Below are 17,331 nucleotides of genomic sequence, written 5' to 3'. Positions count from 1 at the left end.
TTTCTTGAAATCGACATTCAAACTCGCAACATTGCGCAACGCAGTCGCACTGGCAATGGGAATGACACTGCTCAGCGCCGCGGTCGGCGTTCAGGCCAAGCCTCTTGTGGTCTGCACCGAAGCCAGCCCGGAAGGGTTTGACATTGCGCTGTACACCACCGCCGTCACCGCTGACGCTGCGGCGGAAACCATTTACAACCGTCTGGTGGACTTCAAGCCCGGCTCCACTGACATCCAGCCGGCCCTGGCCGAGTCGTGGGAAATCAGCGACGACGGCCTCAATTACACGTTCCACCTGCGCAAAGGCGTCAAGTTCCACACCACCGATTACTTCAAACCGACGCGCGACATGAATGCCGACGACGTGGTCTGGAGCTTCCAACGCCAGTTGGACCCGAACCATCCGTGGCACAAACAATCGACCGTGGGTTTCCCGTACTTCGAAAGCATGGGCTTCAAAGACCTGCTGAAGAACGTCGAGAAGGTTGACGACAACACCGTCAAATTCACCCTGACTCGCCGTGAAGCACCGTTCCTGGCGGACGTTGCCATGGCCTTCTCCTCGATCTACTCGGCCGAATACGCCGATCAACTGCTCAAGAGCAACAAGCTAGAAGGCCTGAACAGCCAGCCGATCGGCACCGGCCCGTTTGTATTCCAGCGCTACGCCAAGGATGCACAGGTGCGTTTCAAGGCCAACCCGGATTACTTCCGTGGCAAACCGCCAGCGGACACCCTGATTCTGGCCATCGCCACCGACAACAACGTGCGCCTGCAAAAGCTCAAGGCCAACGAGTGTCAGGTCGCGCTGTACCCCAAGCCAGATGACATTCCGAGCATCAAGAACGACGCGAACCTGAAGGTCGACGAGCTGAACGCGATGACCACCTCCTACATCGCGATGAACACCACCCACAAGTACATGAGCGACGTGCGGGTGCGTAAGGCCATCGACATCGCCTTCGACAAGGAAGCCTACGTCAACGCGTTGTTCGGCAAGGGCAATGCCACGGTCGGGGTCAACCCGTACCCGGACACCCTGCTGGGCTACAACAAAACCTTGAAGAATCCGGCCCACGATCTGGACAAGGCACGTGCCTTGCTTAAGGAAGCAGGCGTCCCGGGCGGCACGGTGCTGACCCTGTTCACGCGCAACGGTGGCGGTCCAACCAACCCGAACCCGATGCTGGGCGCGCAGATGATGCAGTCGGATTTGGCGAAAGTCGGCATTAAGTTAGATATTCGCGTCATGGAATGGGGCGAAATGCTCAAACGTGCCAAAAACGGCGAGCACGACATGGTGTCGGCGGGCTGGGCAGGCGACAATGGCGACCCTGATAACTTCCTGACGCCGAACCTCAGCTGCGAAGCCGCCAAAAACGGCGAAAACTACGCCCGCTGGTGCAATGAGAAGTTCCAGACCCTGATCGATCAGGCACGGGAAAAAACCGACCCGGCCGAACGTGCTGCGCTCTATGAGCAGGCACAAGTGATCTTCAATCAGGATCAGCCATGGATCAGCATGGCGCACACCAAGATGTTCACCGCAATGCGCAAGAACGTTGAGGGTTATCACATTAGCCCTCTGACCACTAATAACTTCGCCACCACCCAGGTGAAGTAGAAGAAGAATCCGGCGGGTTCGCAACAATGAACCCCGCCGGAACACGCCTAACCGGCAGATGAGGTACACGAGAAGATGTTTAGTTTTATCGCTCGCCGAGTGGGGTTACTGATACCCACCTTCTTCGGCATCACCTTGCTGACCTTCGCACTGATTCGCCTGATTCCGGGCGACCCGGTCGAAGTCATGATGGGTGAACGCCGGGTCGATCCGGAAATGCACGCCCAAGCCATGGAACGTCTTGGCCTGAACAAGCCCCTTTATGCGCAATACATCGATTACGTCGGCAAGCTCGCCCATGGCGACCTCGGCGAATCGCTGCGGACGCGCACGAGCGTGTGGACCGAATTCACTTCGCTGTTCCCGGCGACGCTGGAACTGTCGATTGCGGCGCTGATATTCGCTGGCATCATCGGGCTTCTGGCCGGTGTCATCGCGGCCTTGCGACGAGGGTCCCTGTTCGATCATGGAGTGATGGGTATCTCCCTGGCGGGGTACTCGATGCCGATCTTCTGGTGGGGCCTGATCCTGATCATGTTCTTCTCGGTATCGCTGGGCTGGACCCCGGTATCGGGACGTATCGACCTGCTGTACGACATTCCGCCGAAAACCGGCTTCATGCTGATCGACACCCTGCTCAGCGATGAAGAAGGCTCGTTCATCGACGCCCTGCGTCACCTGATCCTGCCGGCCATCGTGCTGGGCACCATTCCGCTGGCGGTGATCGCCCGGATGACCCGCTCCTCGATGCTCGAAGTGCTGCGCGAAGACTACGTGCGTACGGCCCGCGCCAAAGGCCTGTCGCCTGCCCGCGTGGTGTTCGTCCACGGCCTGCGCAACGCGCTGATCCCTGTTCTGACCGTGTTCGGCCTGCAAGTGGGCACGCTGCTCGCCGGTGCAGTGCTGACCGAAACGATCTTCTCCTGGCCGGGTATCGGCAAATGGTTGATCGAAGCCATTGGCGCCCGTGACTACCCTGTCGTGCAGAACGGCATCCTGTTAATCGCCTGCCTGGTGATTCTGGTCAACTTCGTGGTGGACATCCTCTACGGCTTTGCCAACCCACGCATTCGTCACCAGCGCTGAGATCACTTTTTATGAGCACACCTACTCCCGTAGTAGCAGTCGATCAAAGCCTGCTCTACCCGTCCGTTTACAAAGAGTTCTGGCAGCATTTCTCAAAGAACAAAGGCGCCGTCGCGGGCCTGGCGTTCATGCTGCTGATCGTTTTCTGCGCCCTGTTCGCGCCCTGGGTGGCCCCTCACGATCCGAGCGAGCAATACCGTGACTTCCTGCTGACCCCACCGGTCTGGCTGGAAGGTGGTCAATGGCGATTCCTGCTGGGCACCGATGAACTGGGTCGCGACCTGCTGTCGCGTCTGATTCAGGGTTCGCGCCTGTCGCTGCTGATCGGTCTGTCGTCGGTGGTGATGTCGCTGATTCCGGGGATCCTCATGGGCCTGCTGGCCGGTTTCTTCCCGAGAATCCTCGGCCCGACCATCATGCGCCTGATGGACATCATGCTCGCCCTGCCATCGCTGCTGCTGGCTGTTGCCATTGTCGCGATCCTCGGCCCTGGCCTGATCAACACCGTGATCGCCATCGCCATCGTTTCGCTGCCGTCCTACGTGCGTCTGACCCGTGCTGCTGTCATGGGTGAGCTGAACCGCGACTACGTGACCGCTGCCCGTTTGGCTGGCGCGACCCTGCCGCGCCTGATGTTCATCACCGTGCTGCCGAACTGCATGGCACCGCTGATCGTTCAGGCGACCTTGAGTTTTTCCTCGGCGATTCTCGACGCTGCGGCGTTGGGCTTCCTCGGTCTGGGTGTACAACCGCCAACGCCTGAGTGGGGCACCATGCTCGCTTCGGCCCGCGACTACATCGAACGCGCCTGGTGGGTGGTGAGCCTTCCGGGTCTGACCATTTTGCTCAGCGTGCTGGCAATCAACCTGATGGGCGACGGTCTGCGCGATGCGCTGGACCCGAAACTCAAGAACGCCGCCTGAGGACGTCCGAATGCCACTTTTAGAAATCAAAAACCTCAACGTTCGCTTCGGTGACGCGACCGCGACCCCGGTCGTCGACGGCCTGGACCTGGCCGTGGACAAGGGCGAAGTGTTGGCCATTGTGGGCGAATCCGGCTCGGGCAAATCCGTGACCATGATGGCGCTGATGGGCCTGATCGATCACCCCGGCATCGTCACCGCCGACTCCCTGATTTTCGACGGCAAGGACATGCTCAAGTTGAGCCCGCGCCAGCGTCGGCAGATCGTCGGCAAAGACCTGTCGATGGTCTTCCAGGACCCGATGACCGCGCTGAACCCCAGCTACACCGTGGGTTTCCAGATCGAGGAAGTGCTGCGCGCCCACCTCGGTATGACGGGCCGCGCTGCGCGCCAACGTGCGCTGGAGCTGCTGCAAAAGGTTGAAATCCCGGGCGCCGCACAGCGTCTGGAGGCTTACCCGCACCAACTCTCGGGCGGTATGAGTCAACGTGTCGCGATTGCCATGGCGATTGCCGGGGAACCGAAACTGCTGATCGCCGACGAACCGACCACTGCGCTCGACGTGACCATTCAGGCCCAGATCATGGACCTGTTGCTGGCTCTGCAAAAAGAGCAGGACATGGGCCTGGTGCTCATTACTCACGACCTCGCCGTTGTGGCCGAAACCGCGCAGCGTGTGTGCGTGATGTATGCAGGGCAAGCGGTGGAAGTCGGTCAGGTGCCTGGTCTGTTCGACGTGCCTGCGCACCCGTACAGCGAAGCCCTGCTGGCCGCGATTCCCGAACACAGCATGGGCGCCGCGCGCCTCTCGACGCTGCCGGGCATCGTCCCTGGCCGTTACGACCGTCCGAGCGGCTGCCTGCTGTCGCCGCGCTGCCCGTACGTTCAAGAGACCTGCCGCCAACAGCGCCCTGCGCTGGACCCTAAAGCCAACAGCCTCGCCCGCTGCTTCTACCCGCTGAATCAGGAGGTGGCGTAATGAGCGAAATCGTATTGACCGCCCGTGACCTCACCCGTCACTACGATGTATCCCAGGGTTTCTTCAAACCCCACGCCACCGTGCGCGCCCTCAACGGCGTGTCGTTCGAACTGGAAGCCGGCAAGACGCTGGCGGTGGTCGGTGAATCCGGCTGCGGCAAATCCACCCTCGCCCGCGCCCTGACGCTGATCGAAGAGCCTTCATCGGGCTCGTTGAAAATCGCCGGGCAGGAAGTCAACGGCGCGACCAAGGAGCAACGCAAGCAACTGCGCAAAGACGTGCAGATGGTGTTCCAAAGCCCGTACGCCTCGCTGAACCCACGCCAGAAAATCGGCGATCAACTGGGCGAGCCGCTGCTGATCAACACCAAGCTGTCGGCGGCCGAACGCCGCGAGAAAGTGCAGGCGATGATGAAGCAGGTCGGTCTGCGCCCTGAGCATTACCAGCGCTACCCGCACATGTTCTCGGGCGGTCAACGTCAGCGTATCGCCCTGGCGCGCGCGATGATGCTGCAACCGAAAGTGCTGGTGGCAGACGAACCGACGTCAGCGCTGGACGTGTCGATTCAGGCACAAGTGCTGAACCTGTTCATGGATTTGCAGCAGGAATTCAACACCGGTTACGTGTTCATCTCCCACAACCTCGCGGTGGTGCGGCATGTGGCGGACACGGTGCTGGTGATGTACTTGGGTCGTCCTGCCGAGATGGGGCCGAAGGAGGAGATTTATAACCGCCCTCTGCACCCGTACACTCAGGCGCTGTTATCGGCGACTCCGACAATTCACCCGGACCCGCTGAAGCCGAAGATCAAGATCGTCGGCGAACTGCCCAACCCGCTCAACCCGCCATCAGGCTGCGCCTTCCACAAGCGCTGCCCGTACGCGACCGAACGCTGCAGCACCGAAGTTCCGGAACTGCGCACCGTGGATAACCGTCAAGTGGCTTGCCACTATGCGGAACAGTTCGTGGCGTGATCGACGCCTGAACTGAAAAGCCCCGCTTCGGCGGGGCTTTTTTGTGGCTGCTTGGCACTCATCCTCGATACGCACACCGGGCCCACAGGAGATTCAGCTGAGCCCCCATTTTCTCGTCAGCGCCACTGTCCCTGTGGGAGCGAATTTATTCGCGAAAGATGCTTTGAACGCTGGAGATGTGTCGGATGTACTCGCCCCTCGTCGGATGCTGCCCAGAATGAATTCGCTCCCACAGGAGATCCAAGGCGCACGGAAAATCTCTGTACGCCATCCACCCTCTGAAAACCGCTACCCCCCCTAGTAAACGTCCCGGCGATAGCGCCCCTGTTCGATCAGCGCCTGAACCGCCTGCTCTCCCAACAACGCCTTCAACGTCTCATCCACGCCCGTCGCCATGCCTTCCAGACTGCCGCAAATGTAAATCGCGGCGCCCTCGGCCAGCCAGACGCGCAGCTCGTCGGCGGCTTCCCGCAGGCGATCCTGCACGTAGACCTTCTGCGCCTGATCACGGGAAAACGCCAGGTCCAGCCGCGCCAGATCACCCGACGCCAGCCAGCCGTTCAGCTCGTCGCCACAATGGAAATCGTGAGCCAGATGACGCTCGCCAAACAGCAGCCAGTTGCGCGGTTCGCCTTGGGCAATGCGGGCCTTGAGCAAACTGCGCAGCCCCGCCAGCCCTGTTCCGTTGCCGATCAGAATCATGGGGACCGACTCGGCTGGCAAGTGGAAACCACTGTTGCGACGGACCCGCAGACTGATCGCATCACCGACGGCCGCGTGCTCGGTGAGCCAGCCGGAACCCAAGCCAAGGCTGCCGTCAGAATGAATCTCTTGACGAACGATCAGTTGCAGTGAGCCCTCTTCGGGGATCGACGCAATCGAGTATTCGCGCATGGCCAACGGCACCAGCGCGTCGACCAGCGCCTGCGCGTGCAGTCCGACCAAATGGCTGCGGTTGGCAGGCAACTGACGGCTGCTCAACGCCTGCGCCAGCGTTTCATTCAAACCATCGACCGTGACCGGCGTGTCCGCCGCGATGCCCAACCCGGCCAGAAATCGCTCGACCGCCAAGGGTGCGTTGCGTGGCAACACTTCGATCAGATCACCGGCCTGCCACCGCGTGTCGGAAGCTGAAATCAGACCGAGCAGAAACACCTTCGAACCAACGCTGCCAGGGTTCAGCCAATCCCGTTGCGCCAGCACCCAATTTTCGTACTCCGGCGCTGTCCACGCGTTGGCCGGTGTCGAGCCGGTCAGCTCTCCCAACTGTTGCTGCCAATGTTGCAGGGCCGCGCTGTCGCCGCTATCCACCTCAACGGGGGCAAACAACGTGTTGCCGCCACGTTCGGTCAACCAGTCGTGCAGGCGCTGAGCGAACCCGCAGAAATGTTGATATTGACGATCCCCCAATCCCAGGACTGCGTAGTTGAGGTTTTCCAGGTTCAGCGGGCGACCCAACAACTTGCGCTCGAACCCCCGTGCGCTGTCTGGCGCCTCCCCGTCGCCGAACGTACTGACCACGAACAAGGCGTTGCGACTTTGATTCAGGTCCTGCTCCGTCACGTCTGCGAGACGCTGGACGCGTACCGGCAAACCCGCCGACTGCAATTGCCCCGCCGTCTGCCACGCCAATTGCTCGGCGAAACCGCTCTGGCTGGCGAAGCCAATCAGCCACGCCGGGCCTTGACTGCCATAAGCGCCAGGTGTCGATACACCGACCTCGCCCCGAGCATTGCGGATGTCACGCTTCTTGCGACGTCGGTCGAGATACAACAACCAGCCGGTGATGAAAAACAGCGGCATCATCAGCGCAGCAAGAGTGATGACGAGGCGCCCGGTCAGGCCCCAGTAACTGCCCGTGTGCAGCGCATAGTTGCTCACCAACAGCTGCGCGCCATAGCCCTTGTCGGTGTAGCGCGTGTTGGCTTTCAGTTGGCCGGTTACCGGGTCAAGGGTGATCTGGTTCAGCGCACGCGGATGCGGCGCTGTTTTGAGAAGGTAGAAGACCGTTGCCATCTGACCCGGCGCCTGAGGCATGCGCAGGTTGTAAGTCTTCAGGTCCGGGCCAGCCGCTTTTTGGATCGTGTCCCACATGGCAGCGTAGTCCGGCGCCGGAGCATCGACAGGTGTCGCGTCTTTCGGGCCCGGCCCAGGTCGCGGCCCTCCCCCGCCACGGCGCTGTTCGCCGGCCACGGGAGGGTCGCCGATGAGTGTGTTCAGGCCATTGCTGACCCAGTCGTAGGACCAGTTGAGGCCCGTGATTGCCAGCAGCAGGTAAACAATCAGGCACCAGGTGCCGAACACCGAGTGCAAGTCCCAATTGAAACTGCGCCCCTTCTTAGCCCAGTCCAGCGTCAGCCAGACGCGCCAGTTCAACGCTTGGCGAGGCCAACGCAGGTACAAGCCGGACAGGCAGAAGAACAGCAGGATCAGTGTGCACGCGGCGGTGACTTGCTTGCCGTATTCACCGGCGGCCAGGAAGCGGTGCAGATTGAGGATGAAACCGAAGAAATCCTGACCGACCGCGTCTTCCTTGAACGCGCCGGTGAAGGGGTCGAAGTTGTGCATCACACCACGACGTTCGCCGGGGGCGGGTTTGAACCAGACCTGAGCGACCCGATTGCCCTCGGTTTCGATACGAAACATCGAGACCGTGTCATGGCCCTGTGCTTCGACCTTGCTGACCATCTCGGCCAGCGACAGGCGATGTTCGCCCGGCTGAACGAACAGCGTGTCGGGATTGAGCGCATCGATGATTTCCTCTTGAAAGGAATACAGCGCCCCGGTGATGCCCATCAGAGCCAACACCAGGCCCGCCGTGATTCCGAAGAACCAATGCACTTGAAACAGGACCTTCTTCAACACCCTCAATCACCTCGATAACCCGCTGCAACGCGCATTATGCGCACAAACGGAATGCATTCTCATGCGTGGCTGATTCTTTGTTCGGTTTCAGACTCGACACAAAATCTGTTTTTGATTCCGCCCGCAGACCGCACGCTCTGTTTTTGACTCTGGCCGTAGGCCGTAGGAGCTGGCTTGCCTGCGATCTGGCGCGCAGCGGCAGTAAAACCAGAGTCCTCGATCTGTCAGATGCAACGGGTTAGCAGGGTTTACTGCTGCTGCGCAGCAGATCGCAGGCAAGCCAGCTCCTACGGCCTGCGGCCAGAATCAGAAGCACAACCATGCTCTTCACACAAAAGCCCCACCCGCCAAAGGCAGGTGGGGCTTCTCGATTCCGCTTCTTTATCAGAAGTGGAAGTTGGCGCTCATCAGTGCTGTACGACCCGCCGCCATGTGCGCGTAGTGCGTCGTGAACACCTGATCGTAGTAACGCTTGTCGGTCAGGTTCTGCACGTTCAGCTGCAGATCAACGTTCTTGGTCAGGGCGTAAGTCGCCATGGCGTCGTAGCGCCAGTAGGACGGAACCTCGACCGAATTGGCTTCGTTGCCAAAGCGCGAATCCACGAAGGTCGCACCCGCGCCGACGGTCAGCTTCGGAACCAGTTCATACGTGGACCAGAAGTTGAAGTTGTTACGCGGCGTGCTCGGCATGTGATTGCCTTCGTCAGCCTTGTTGGTGGCCTTGACGATTTCGCTCTCCATGTAGGTGTAGCCGCCGTAGACCTTCCACTTGCGGGTGATGTTGCCGGCGTAGGTCAGCTCGAGGCCATCGACACGTTGCTCACCATCGAGCACCTGGAAAGTGGCGTTGTCAGGATCGGTGATTCGGGCGTTGGTTTTCTCGGTGCGAAACAGAGCGGCGGTCAGCGACAGGTTGTCGTCGAAGAAGTCCCACTTGGTGCCGATCTCGTAGTTGCGGTTCTTTTCCGGATCGAGATCAGTGTTGTTGGCAGCGAGTTCCAGACCGCCGTTACCGCTGGTTTCACCCGACGGGTTGCTGGAGGTCGACCAGGCGGCGTAGACGCTGCCGTTCGGCAACGGCTTGTACGTCAGGCCGACCTGGTAGTTCCAGAGCTGGCTGGTGTTTTCGCGCTTGAACGTCCCGGCCACCGTGCCACGACCACCCGTGCTGTAGCCGCTGGACTTGACCTCATAGTCGTCGTAGCGCAGCCCAAGGTTGAGCGACCATTGATCGTTGAACTTCAGCGTATCGAACACATAAGCGGCGCTGGTCTTGGTGTCTGTGTCGGTGAACGCCTGGCTGTCGGTAATGGTGCCGTTCCACGCGTCTTTAGGGCTTGGGTCATACAGGCTGGTGCAGTCGCCAGACCTCAACAACGCCGCATTGCACGTCGATCCGATAGTGCCTCCCGTCGCGCTCAATACGTTATAAGCGCGGTTGTGGGTGTCCTGGTACGAGAACTCGACGCCTGTCACCAAACTGTGCTCAACAAAACCGGTGCTGAATTTCGCTTGCAGGTCGGTCTGGTTGACGAAGCCACTGGACGTCGAGTTACGGCTCTTCGCCGAGCGCGACACCAGGCCATTGGCGACGTTGCCGCGGCTGTCATCGGGGTTGGTGACGATGTAATCCAGAGTCGAACGCGACATCCGGAAGCTGTTGGACAGGGTCAGGTTGTCGTTCAGGTCATGCTCGACCCGGAACGTACCGCTGTCATTGACGCTCTTGCGGTAATCGCGTCCGGTGAGGCCGTAGAAATTGTTCTCGTTGACGTGCGCCGGCTTGTCGACGACGTACTTGCTGCGCCCAGTCGTGCTGGTCAACGGGATGCCGTAGTCAGGCATGTCATCGGTGGACAAATGGTAGTAGTCAACCTTGACGCGCGTATCAGTGCCCAGGCCGAACGCGAAGGACGGCGCGAACCCCCAGCGGCTGACATCGACGTCGTTACGGCCAGCGACATTGGCGTCATGCTTCATGAGGTTCAGGCGTACCGCCGAGGTGTCGGTCATCTGCTGGTTGACGTCCAGCGTGTAGCGTTGGGTCTGATCCGAGCCAAAGGTGTAGCCGCCGTTGTAGGCATTGCCCAGATGCGCACCTTTGGTGATCAGGTTCAGGCTGCCGCCCGTGGAACCTGCACCCGTGAACGCAGAGCCCGGCCCCTTGCTGATCTCGACGGATTCGACGTTGAAGATCTCGCGGCTTTGGGCCGCCACGTCGCGCATTCCGTCGATGAACACATCACTCTCAGCGTTGAAACCGCGAATGATCGGGCGGTCGGCGTTCGGGTTGCCGCCTTCGCCAGCACCGAACGTAATGCCTGGGGTGGTGCGCAGGGCGTCCGCCAGGCTGGTGGCGGCGGTGTCGCGAATCACTTGCTGCGGGATGACCGTGACGCTCTTTGGCGTGTCGCGCAAAGGCGCGGTGTACTTCTTGGACGTCGACTCCTCGGTCTTGTACGCCGTGTCGACCGCCTCGCCATCGATCGTAGTGGCACCCAGATTCAGCGCTTTATCCGAAGTGGCTTCAGCAGCGTGTACCCACTGACTGGCAGACATGGCAGCGATAGCGACGCCCACAGCGCTTGCGATTGAGCGCTGCGCATGTGCGGATGACGGTTGTGATTGGCGCGACATTTTCCTTCCCCAAGGAATGTTGAGGCCGCGGAATATAGTTGGGAATCATTTGTATTCGCATAAAACTTACAATCTTTACAATTTAGCTTTACGGATTTACGTCGCTCATACGTCTTCGCGCGCTTGCAGGGTTTTACACAGCCAATAAGAATCACTACCATTCGCTACCTTTTTCTGTTCCCGAGTCCCTTCGCCATGCTTCTACACATTCCCGCCCTGTTCACCCGCGAGGAAGTGCTGCGCATCCGCGAAGCCCTGGAGCAGACCGAATGGGCGGACGGCAAGATCACGGCAGGTCACCAGTCGGCCAAGGCCAAGCACAATCTGCAATTGCCTGAAGGTCATCCGCTGGCCAAGGAAATCGGCGCCGCGATGCTTGAGCGGCTGTGGCAGAACCCGCTGTTCATGTCCGCCGCCCTGCCCCATAAAGTGTTTCCCCCATTGGTGAACTGCTACATCGGCGGGGGCAGCTTCGACTTTCACATCGACAATTCCGTGCGTCAGGCCAAAGGCAGCATCGAGCGCGTGCGCACTGATCTGTCGTCGACGCTGTTCTTCAGCGACCCCGACGACTATGACGGCGGCGAACTGGTGATTCAGGACACGTTCGGCACCCGCTCGGTCAAACTGCCTGCGGGCGACATGCTGCTCTACCCCGCCACCAGCCTGCACAAAGTCAACGCCGTGACACGGGGCGCTCGCTACGCATCGTTTTTCTGGACCCAAAGCCTGGTGCGCGACGACGGTCATCGCACGTTGTTGTTCGAAATGGACACGGCCATGCAACAGCTCAGTCGTGACGTGCCCGATCACCCGTCATTGATTCAACTCACAGGCACCTACCACAACCTGCTGCGCCAATGGGTCGAGGTCTGACATGAGCTGGACACTGCGACGGGAAGACGTGCTGAGCGGCCAACAACTGCGTGACATGCTTCAGGAAAACCCTGCAAGCGCAGCGCGGGCAATCCTGATTGCGGCTCAGGAGAACATGGTCGATGCCCAAGCGCTGCTAGGCCAGATCCTGCTGGACGGCACCGGCATCGAACAGGACGCGGCGCTGGCCCTGACCTGGTTTCAGATCGCCTCGCGCAACGGTCACGCGATGGCCACCAACATGGCCGGACGTTGCCACGAGCACGGCTGGGGCTGCGAACCCGATGCCACCAAGGCTGCCGAGTATTACCGGCAAGCCGCAGAAGTCGAACTGGATTGGGGCTTTTATAACTACGGCAACCTGCTGGCAACCGGCCGGGGCGTCAACAAGGATCAGGCCCGCGCGCTGGCGTGTTACCGCAAGGCTGCGCGCATGGGTCACGCCAAATCAATGAACCTGTTGGGCCGCTATCTCGAAGAAGGCGTGAGTTGTGAACAGGACGTGCAGGCCGCGCACGACTGGTATCGCCGCTCGGCAGAGGCTGGTGATTTTCGTGGGCAGTTCAGCCATGCCGCCGTGCTCGCCGATCATGGGCGAATCGAAGAAGCGGTCGTTTGGCTAAGAACAGCCCTTCAAATAGGCAACCTCAACTACTTGCGCGTGAGCCGCAAGACGCTGCTGCAAGCGTGGCACCCGGAGGTTCGCGCCTTGGCACTGGATTACCACCAACGTGCGGCAGAGATGGGCAATCAGGAAGACGCGGCGGAATATCGTGCACTTTTAAACGATTGTGGGGGAAATGTGTAACTCGGTTTGCCTGAATGAAATTTCAAAACACCTGCAATCACATCTTCCCCCCCTGATTTAATTGGGCGAGCTCGACTCTCTCTTTCACAATCCTGAATTGTCCTACAGGCACAGACTATTTTTCCGCTTTGACCTCTTCAAAAGCACAACTTAATCTCCTTCTCGTGCAGACACATTAACCAATCTGCATCTGAAGCATTTATTAACTTCAGAAAAGTAACGCGACATCATTAAAGGACTAATGATATGTCTCAATTCACAGAAAACCTTGCGACCGACGCAGCAAACGATCCTGCGAGACTGTTTGGCTCATCGGTAGCGACCCCGCAAAACGATGCCCGAGACACCGGGCTGATCCTGACCAAAGAGCAGGTCAAAAACCTCAAGAAATACGAGATTGCCGGCCTGGCACTCCCCACCGTTCTGAAAGACGTCATTGCCTATCTGGGTTACGAAAGGGGCGCGGGCCGTGGCCTGGAGGCTGCTGACTTTCAGCAGACGTTCAAAGTCATCAACGGCCACGCCCGACTGTGGAATCCTCTGCGCACAGACCTGCTGACCGTTAACACCAAACTCGTGGTGTTCGCCGGGTCCATTCAGGTCTATGGCGCAAGCATGCAAGAGGTCTTCGACGACATAAAGGCACTGGGTCTGATCGAAAAATACAACATCAAGACACTTGAAGATCTGCGCAAAGTCGAACTTGAGCTGGGCAAAAAATTCCCGGGCATTGAGGCCGAAGATCGCAATGACCTGGGTTATTACCTGGACCAAATTCTCAATAAAGTGAAAGAGCAGGAAACTGAAGCCCTTCGTATCAAACAGCGTCTTGACGCGTTTGGCAGACAATTGTCTGAACAAGTAGGCCCGGCCATCAAGCTCAAGCTGTCACTCATTGACAACAACAAGCTAGGTAGCGAAATCAAAACACTGCAAGTAAAAATCGATAACCGCGCACTGGCCATCGAAGAGAAAAACAAGGAATACAAAGAACTGGTCAAGCAGGCCATCGGTGCCGTCGCGGGCAATCTGGTCATGATGATTTACTCCAGTGTACAAGCCGAAAAGATCCGAAAAGAACGCAATAAGTTAACCGAAGAGCAGGAAAAGGACATCGCGCTGATGGCGCAAAAGAACCAGATCCTGGCGGCGCTTGGCCGGGTTCGGATGGACTTTCAGAACCTTGACCTCATCGTGATTGACGCTGACATCGCCACCAAGAACCTGATCAGTGTCTGGAACTCGCTGGGCACATTCATCGCCAGTTCCGCAGCCGAAGTCAAAGGTATCAACGACGCGCTGTCCATGCGCCGGTTCAAAAATCAATTCAACCTGGTGGTTAAACCGTGGGAAACCATCGAGGTGGACGCCGAAAAATTAAAACGCGTGTTTGCTGAAGCAGACCGCGAATTCAGAGAAGATTACGGAGTTTAAACCATGAGCACTATTGCCCGATTCCCGACCCGCGCCGATTACCCCGAATTGAACATCCACGCGCTGCAACAGGCGAAGACCAAAGCAGCGGACGCCACCCTCGAGGTGAAGCGGCTTTTCACTCAAACGCAGTACTTGCCCTCATTGCATGGCCGAATTTCTGATCTGGATCGTTCGCTGCGTGACGCGCACTCCAAGCTTCGCGACACCGCCCAATCGATGGATATCCTGTTGGACATGAACGTTGGCACACTCCGCGAACTTCATGAGGAATTCCAGAGCGCCCCCGAGTCCGACAAGGAAGAAATCGTTGAGGACATCGTTCATCGGGTTGAAACCATCCTGGGTATCGTCGGCAAGAAAGAGATGACGCTCAGCAATCTGATGACCGCCCTGGCAAGTCCCGTCGACCGCGCCGCCACCCAGTCGTACATCAAGCAACTCGAAGACGATCAAGTGCGTTTGCCGTCGGAAGTGCTGGAAATCAAGGAACGCCAGACTGCGCTGGAAGAAAAGCGAAAAGCGCTGACAGACGCAATGGCGGTGATCGAAGCCAAGGGTTTCAGCGCATTGGCGAAAGACACAGCGTTGACCGCGCAGGAGCTGGTGAAACTGGGCATGACGCCCCCGCAACTGATCGCCGTGGAAGGCGCCATCGAACTGGTGCAACAGATCCTGGAAAAAGCCGAAGGCCTGATCAATTACCTCGGCATGGTCGAAGCCCGCAACACCTTGCGCAAGCAGATCGATGCCCTGATCGCCAGCACTCAGGAAAAGGCCCATGAACTGGGTCTGGTCACGTCCAAAAAAGAGCTGATCGTCGCATGCCATGATTTCGACGATCACCGCGCGCAGTACATCGCCGAGTTCGAAAAAATCGTTGCAGCCAAGCGCTCTTTCCTGAGCACGCACAGCTCGGTCAATGCTGACAACCAGGACGCTATCGCTCAACTCATCGTGGACGCGCTGACACTGGCGAAACACCTGAAAGTGATCCCCTGACATTCATCTTCAGCGCTGAACAGCGCCGGCCGGGAAGAGCGAACCCTGTTCGTCCCGGCTTCTTACCTGAGGCCGCGGGACTCACACCAGCCCTGCCTCTCTCGCACTTCCTCTCATGACAGGATCAATATGATGAACCCTTCCAATGGACTGGATGACGCACCCCTTCGCACTGAGAAACTTGATCTGGCGCAGCGCCTGCCTGGCACATTGATCGCTGCGGCGGCGGGCACGGATGAAGAAGCCGTTCGCGCGCCCGGCCTCATTCTGACGAAAGAACAATTGATCAACTTGAAGCGCTATGAAACCTATGGCCTCGCGTTGCCGACGACGCTTAAAGAGGTTGTCGGGTATCTCGGGTACGAAAAAGGTGCGGGCCTTAATCTCGAAGCCTCGGATTTTCAGACAAGTTTCAGCCGCATTCATCGTCATGCATCGCAATGGAATCCGCTTCGCACCGACCTGATGAACGTCGGCAGTGAGTTGTGGGTATTCGCCGATCAGATGCAGGTGTATGGACAAGCTGCCCAACAGCTTTACGACGAAATCAAGGCCAAGTCTTCCGAATCATTGGCTCCGGAAGATCACGCGGATTTCCTGCACTACGTTCAAGAGGTGGCTACCCTCGTCCTGCACCGCCAGGATGCGACAGCGGCGCTCAAACGTCGCCTCGATACTTTCTCCGATCAATTGTCGGCAGACGTAATGCGTGATGTGAAGGGCAAGTTAAAAAGCATCGACACCCACTCGTTGCCTCAGGACATTCGTGACCTGAACAACGCCATCAATCGACGTGCCACTGATATCGAGGAAAAGCAGCGGGAATACCAGACCTTGGTCAAGAAATCGGTTGGCGCAAGTTTTGCGCTGGTTGGCCTGGGCATCTACTACGGCATCGATGCCGACAAAGTGCGCAAACAGATCAATGCGCTGCGCCTGCAACAAGAAAAAAGCATCGATCTGTTGTCGCAGAAAAACACTATCCACGCCTCATTGCAGCGGGTACGCAATGATTTGCAGGACCTCAATCTGGTCATTGGCGACGCCTACACTGCGACCACGAACTTAGCGTTCGCATGGGTGGCCCTGGACACGTATCTGAAACATTCGGTTCAAGAGGCAGGCAAGATCGACAGCACGCTGGCTCTTCGTCGTTTGCTGAACGCTTTCAAACAGGTCGCCAAGCCTTGGGAGCAAATCAAAAACCAAGCGGACCTGTTGCTCAAGGTGTTCAAAGACGCCGACCGTGAGTTCCGCAGAGATTACGGGCATCAATGACCATCTGTAACGCCAAGGAGGGCGCACTATGACAACGCATCTCATCGAATCCGAAGACGTCGCTTATCTTGGATTCAACATCGGCTATCTCGATAAGCTTCCTCAGTACATCGAAGCCTTCAAGATCAAACTCGATCTGGTGCCACAGGCCGAGTACGGCAAATACAAAGAGCCTGCGATGGATCAGACCGTTGCGACGGCGCGGCAGGGCGCTCCGCTCTGGCGCAACAGTGCGACGCAGATTCGCGCGATCCACCAGGACACCAAGAAGACACTGAGCGAGGTGATTTCACTGTTGGACAGCAACCCGTTCGACAGCCGGATCAGGCAAATCACGCAGGACCTGTCACGTCACGAAGAGGCATTCAGACGACAACAGGCAGAATGCGAGCGCATCATCGTTTGCGCCAAACAAACCATCCCCCGGTTCATGGACTTCATGAACATGAGGACGTACGAATACGCGAAACGAAAAGGGCTGCTGATCAAAGGAGCCTCCAGAACACTTCCCGAGACACTCAACAGCGCGCTAAGAGATGAGAGCCGTCTGGCCTCGGCAAGAAGCAGCCTTGAATGGCATCGACGCGCCTACAACACGACGATTCTCTCGGCAGGCAATATGGGCGCTTATTGCTCACGCCTGTCTGGCCTTCTGAACGCCACGGTTCGGGAAGTCCGGGGTTTGAAGGCGAATCAGTCGCCTCGGCGTATGACGGTGTCCTGTCAATCGGCTGCCAGTTCTGCCCGTGAGGCGCAACGTCTGGTGGACTACACGTTCGCCCATATCCTGCGATTCAGTTTTTGAAATGCAAAAAAAACGGCACTCCGATGGATGCCGTTTTTTT

The 17,331-nt window shown here is 58.5% G+C and carries 13 protein-coding genes; 11 read left to right on the top strand and 2 right to left on the bottom strand.

Annotated features, from left to right (window positions below; translation table 11 throughout):
* Positions 1 to 55 precede the first annotated feature (55 nt).
* The 5 genes from ACIQAL_RS00225 to ACIQAL_RS00205 all read left to right on the top strand — a co-directional run bounded on the left by ACIQAL_RS00225 (position 56) and on the right by ACIQAL_RS00205 (position 5,586).
* Positions 56 to 1,624: an ABC transporter substrate-binding protein gene (locus ACIQAL_RS00225; protein WP_401142353.1), complete on the top strand. Its 1,569-nt coding sequence runs from the start codon at positions 56 to 58 to the stop codon at positions 1,622 to 1,624.
* 75 nt (positions 1,625 to 1,699) lie between these two features.
* Positions 1,700 to 2,710 carry an ABC transporter permease subunit gene (locus ACIQAL_RS00220; RefSeq protein ID WP_166593749.1) on the top strand — a complete coding sequence of 337 codons (1,011 nt, stop codon included), beginning with the start codon at positions 1,700 to 1,702 and terminating at the stop codon, positions 2,708 to 2,710.
* Between the two features lie 11 nt (positions 2,711 to 2,721).
* Positions 2,722 to 3,633 carry an ABC transporter permease subunit gene (locus ACIQAL_RS00215; RefSeq protein ID WP_166593750.1) on the top strand — a complete coding sequence of 304 codons (912 nt, stop codon included), beginning with the start codon at positions 2,722 to 2,724 and terminating at the stop codon, positions 3,631 to 3,633.
* A gap of 10 nt (positions 3,634 to 3,643) precedes the next feature.
* Positions 3,644 to 4,612, top strand: coding sequence for an ABC transporter ATP-binding protein (locus tag ACIQAL_RS00210; RefSeq protein WP_401141216.1), 969 nt, complete (start codon positions 3,644 to 3,646; stop codon positions 4,610 to 4,612).
* Entirely contained in the window at positions 4,612 to 5,586 is a 975-nt protein-coding gene (locus tag ACIQAL_RS00205) for a peptide ABC transporter ATP-binding protein (protein ID WP_401141213.1), read from the top strand. The genes ACIQAL_RS00210 and ACIQAL_RS00205 overlap by 1 nt, the downstream gene beginning before the upstream one ends.
* A gap of 297 nt (positions 5,587 to 5,883) precedes the next feature.
* Here the strand turns inward: ACIQAL_RS00205 and ACIQAL_RS00200 are convergent, their stop codons facing one another.
* On the bottom strand, positions 5,884 to 8,448 hold the full coding sequence (locus ACIQAL_RS00200; RefSeq protein WP_401142350.1) for a PepSY domain-containing protein: 2,565 nt from the start codon (positions 8,446 to 8,448) through the stop codon (positions 5,884 to 5,886).
* A gap of 387 nt (positions 8,449 to 8,835) precedes the next feature.
* A complete protein-coding gene (locus ACIQAL_RS00195) occupies positions 8,836 to 11,088 on the bottom strand; it encodes a TonB-dependent receptor (RefSeq protein WP_401141210.1) in 2,253 nt (750 codons plus the stop codon).
* 195 nt (positions 11,089 to 11,283) lie between these two features.
* Here ACIQAL_RS00195 and ACIQAL_RS00190 point away from each other — a divergent pair, with 195 nt between their 5' ends.
* The 6 genes from ACIQAL_RS00190 to ACIQAL_RS00165 all read left to right on the top strand — a co-directional run bounded on the left by ACIQAL_RS00190 (position 11,284) and on the right by ACIQAL_RS00165 (position 17,291).
* Complete coding sequence (locus ACIQAL_RS00190; RefSeq protein WP_401141209.1) at positions 11,284 to 11,964, top strand: Fe2+-dependent dioxygenase; 681 nt, start codon at positions 11,284 to 11,286, stop codon at positions 11,962 to 11,964.
* A gap of 1 nt (position 11,965) precedes the next feature.
* Positions 11,966 to 12,772, top strand: coding sequence for a tetratricopeptide repeat protein (locus tag ACIQAL_RS00185; RefSeq protein ID WP_401141206.1), 807 nt, complete (start codon positions 11,966 to 11,968; stop codon positions 12,770 to 12,772).
* Between the two features lie 246 nt (positions 12,773 to 13,018).
* Positions 13,019 to 14,206, top strand: coding sequence for an alpha-xenorhabdolysin family binary toxin subunit A (locus ACIQAL_RS00180; RefSeq protein WP_401141203.1), 1,188 nt, complete (start codon positions 13,019 to 13,021; stop codon positions 14,204 to 14,206).
* A 3-nt stretch (positions 14,207 to 14,209) separates the two neighbouring features.
* Complete coding sequence (locus ACIQAL_RS00175; protein WP_401141200.1) at positions 14,210 to 15,208, top strand: alpha-xenorhabdolysin family binary toxin subunit B; 999 nt, start codon at positions 14,210 to 14,212, stop codon at positions 15,206 to 15,208.
* A 210-nt stretch (positions 15,209 to 15,418) separates the two neighbouring features.
* Entirely contained in the window at positions 15,419 to 16,486 is a 1,068-nt protein-coding gene (locus ACIQAL_RS00170; protein WP_401141197.1) for an alpha-xenorhabdolysin family binary toxin subunit A, read from the top strand.
* 28 nt (positions 16,487 to 16,514) lie between these two features.
* Positions 16,515 to 17,291: a hypothetical protein gene (locus tag ACIQAL_RS00165; RefSeq protein ID WP_401141194.1), complete on the top strand. Its 777-nt coding sequence runs from the start codon at positions 16,515 to 16,517 to the stop codon at positions 17,289 to 17,291.
* The last annotated feature ends 40 nt before the right edge of the window (positions 17,292 to 17,331 follow it).

The organism is Pseudomonas sp. NPDC088368, assembly GCF_044753445.1.
GTDB classification, from domain to species: Bacteria; Pseudomonadota; Gammaproteobacteria; order Pseudomonadales; family Pseudomonadaceae; genus Aquipseudomonas; species Aquipseudomonas bambusae.
Note: the sequence above shows the minus strand (reverse complement) of the source record. Positions and strands in the feature narration are given on the sequence as shown.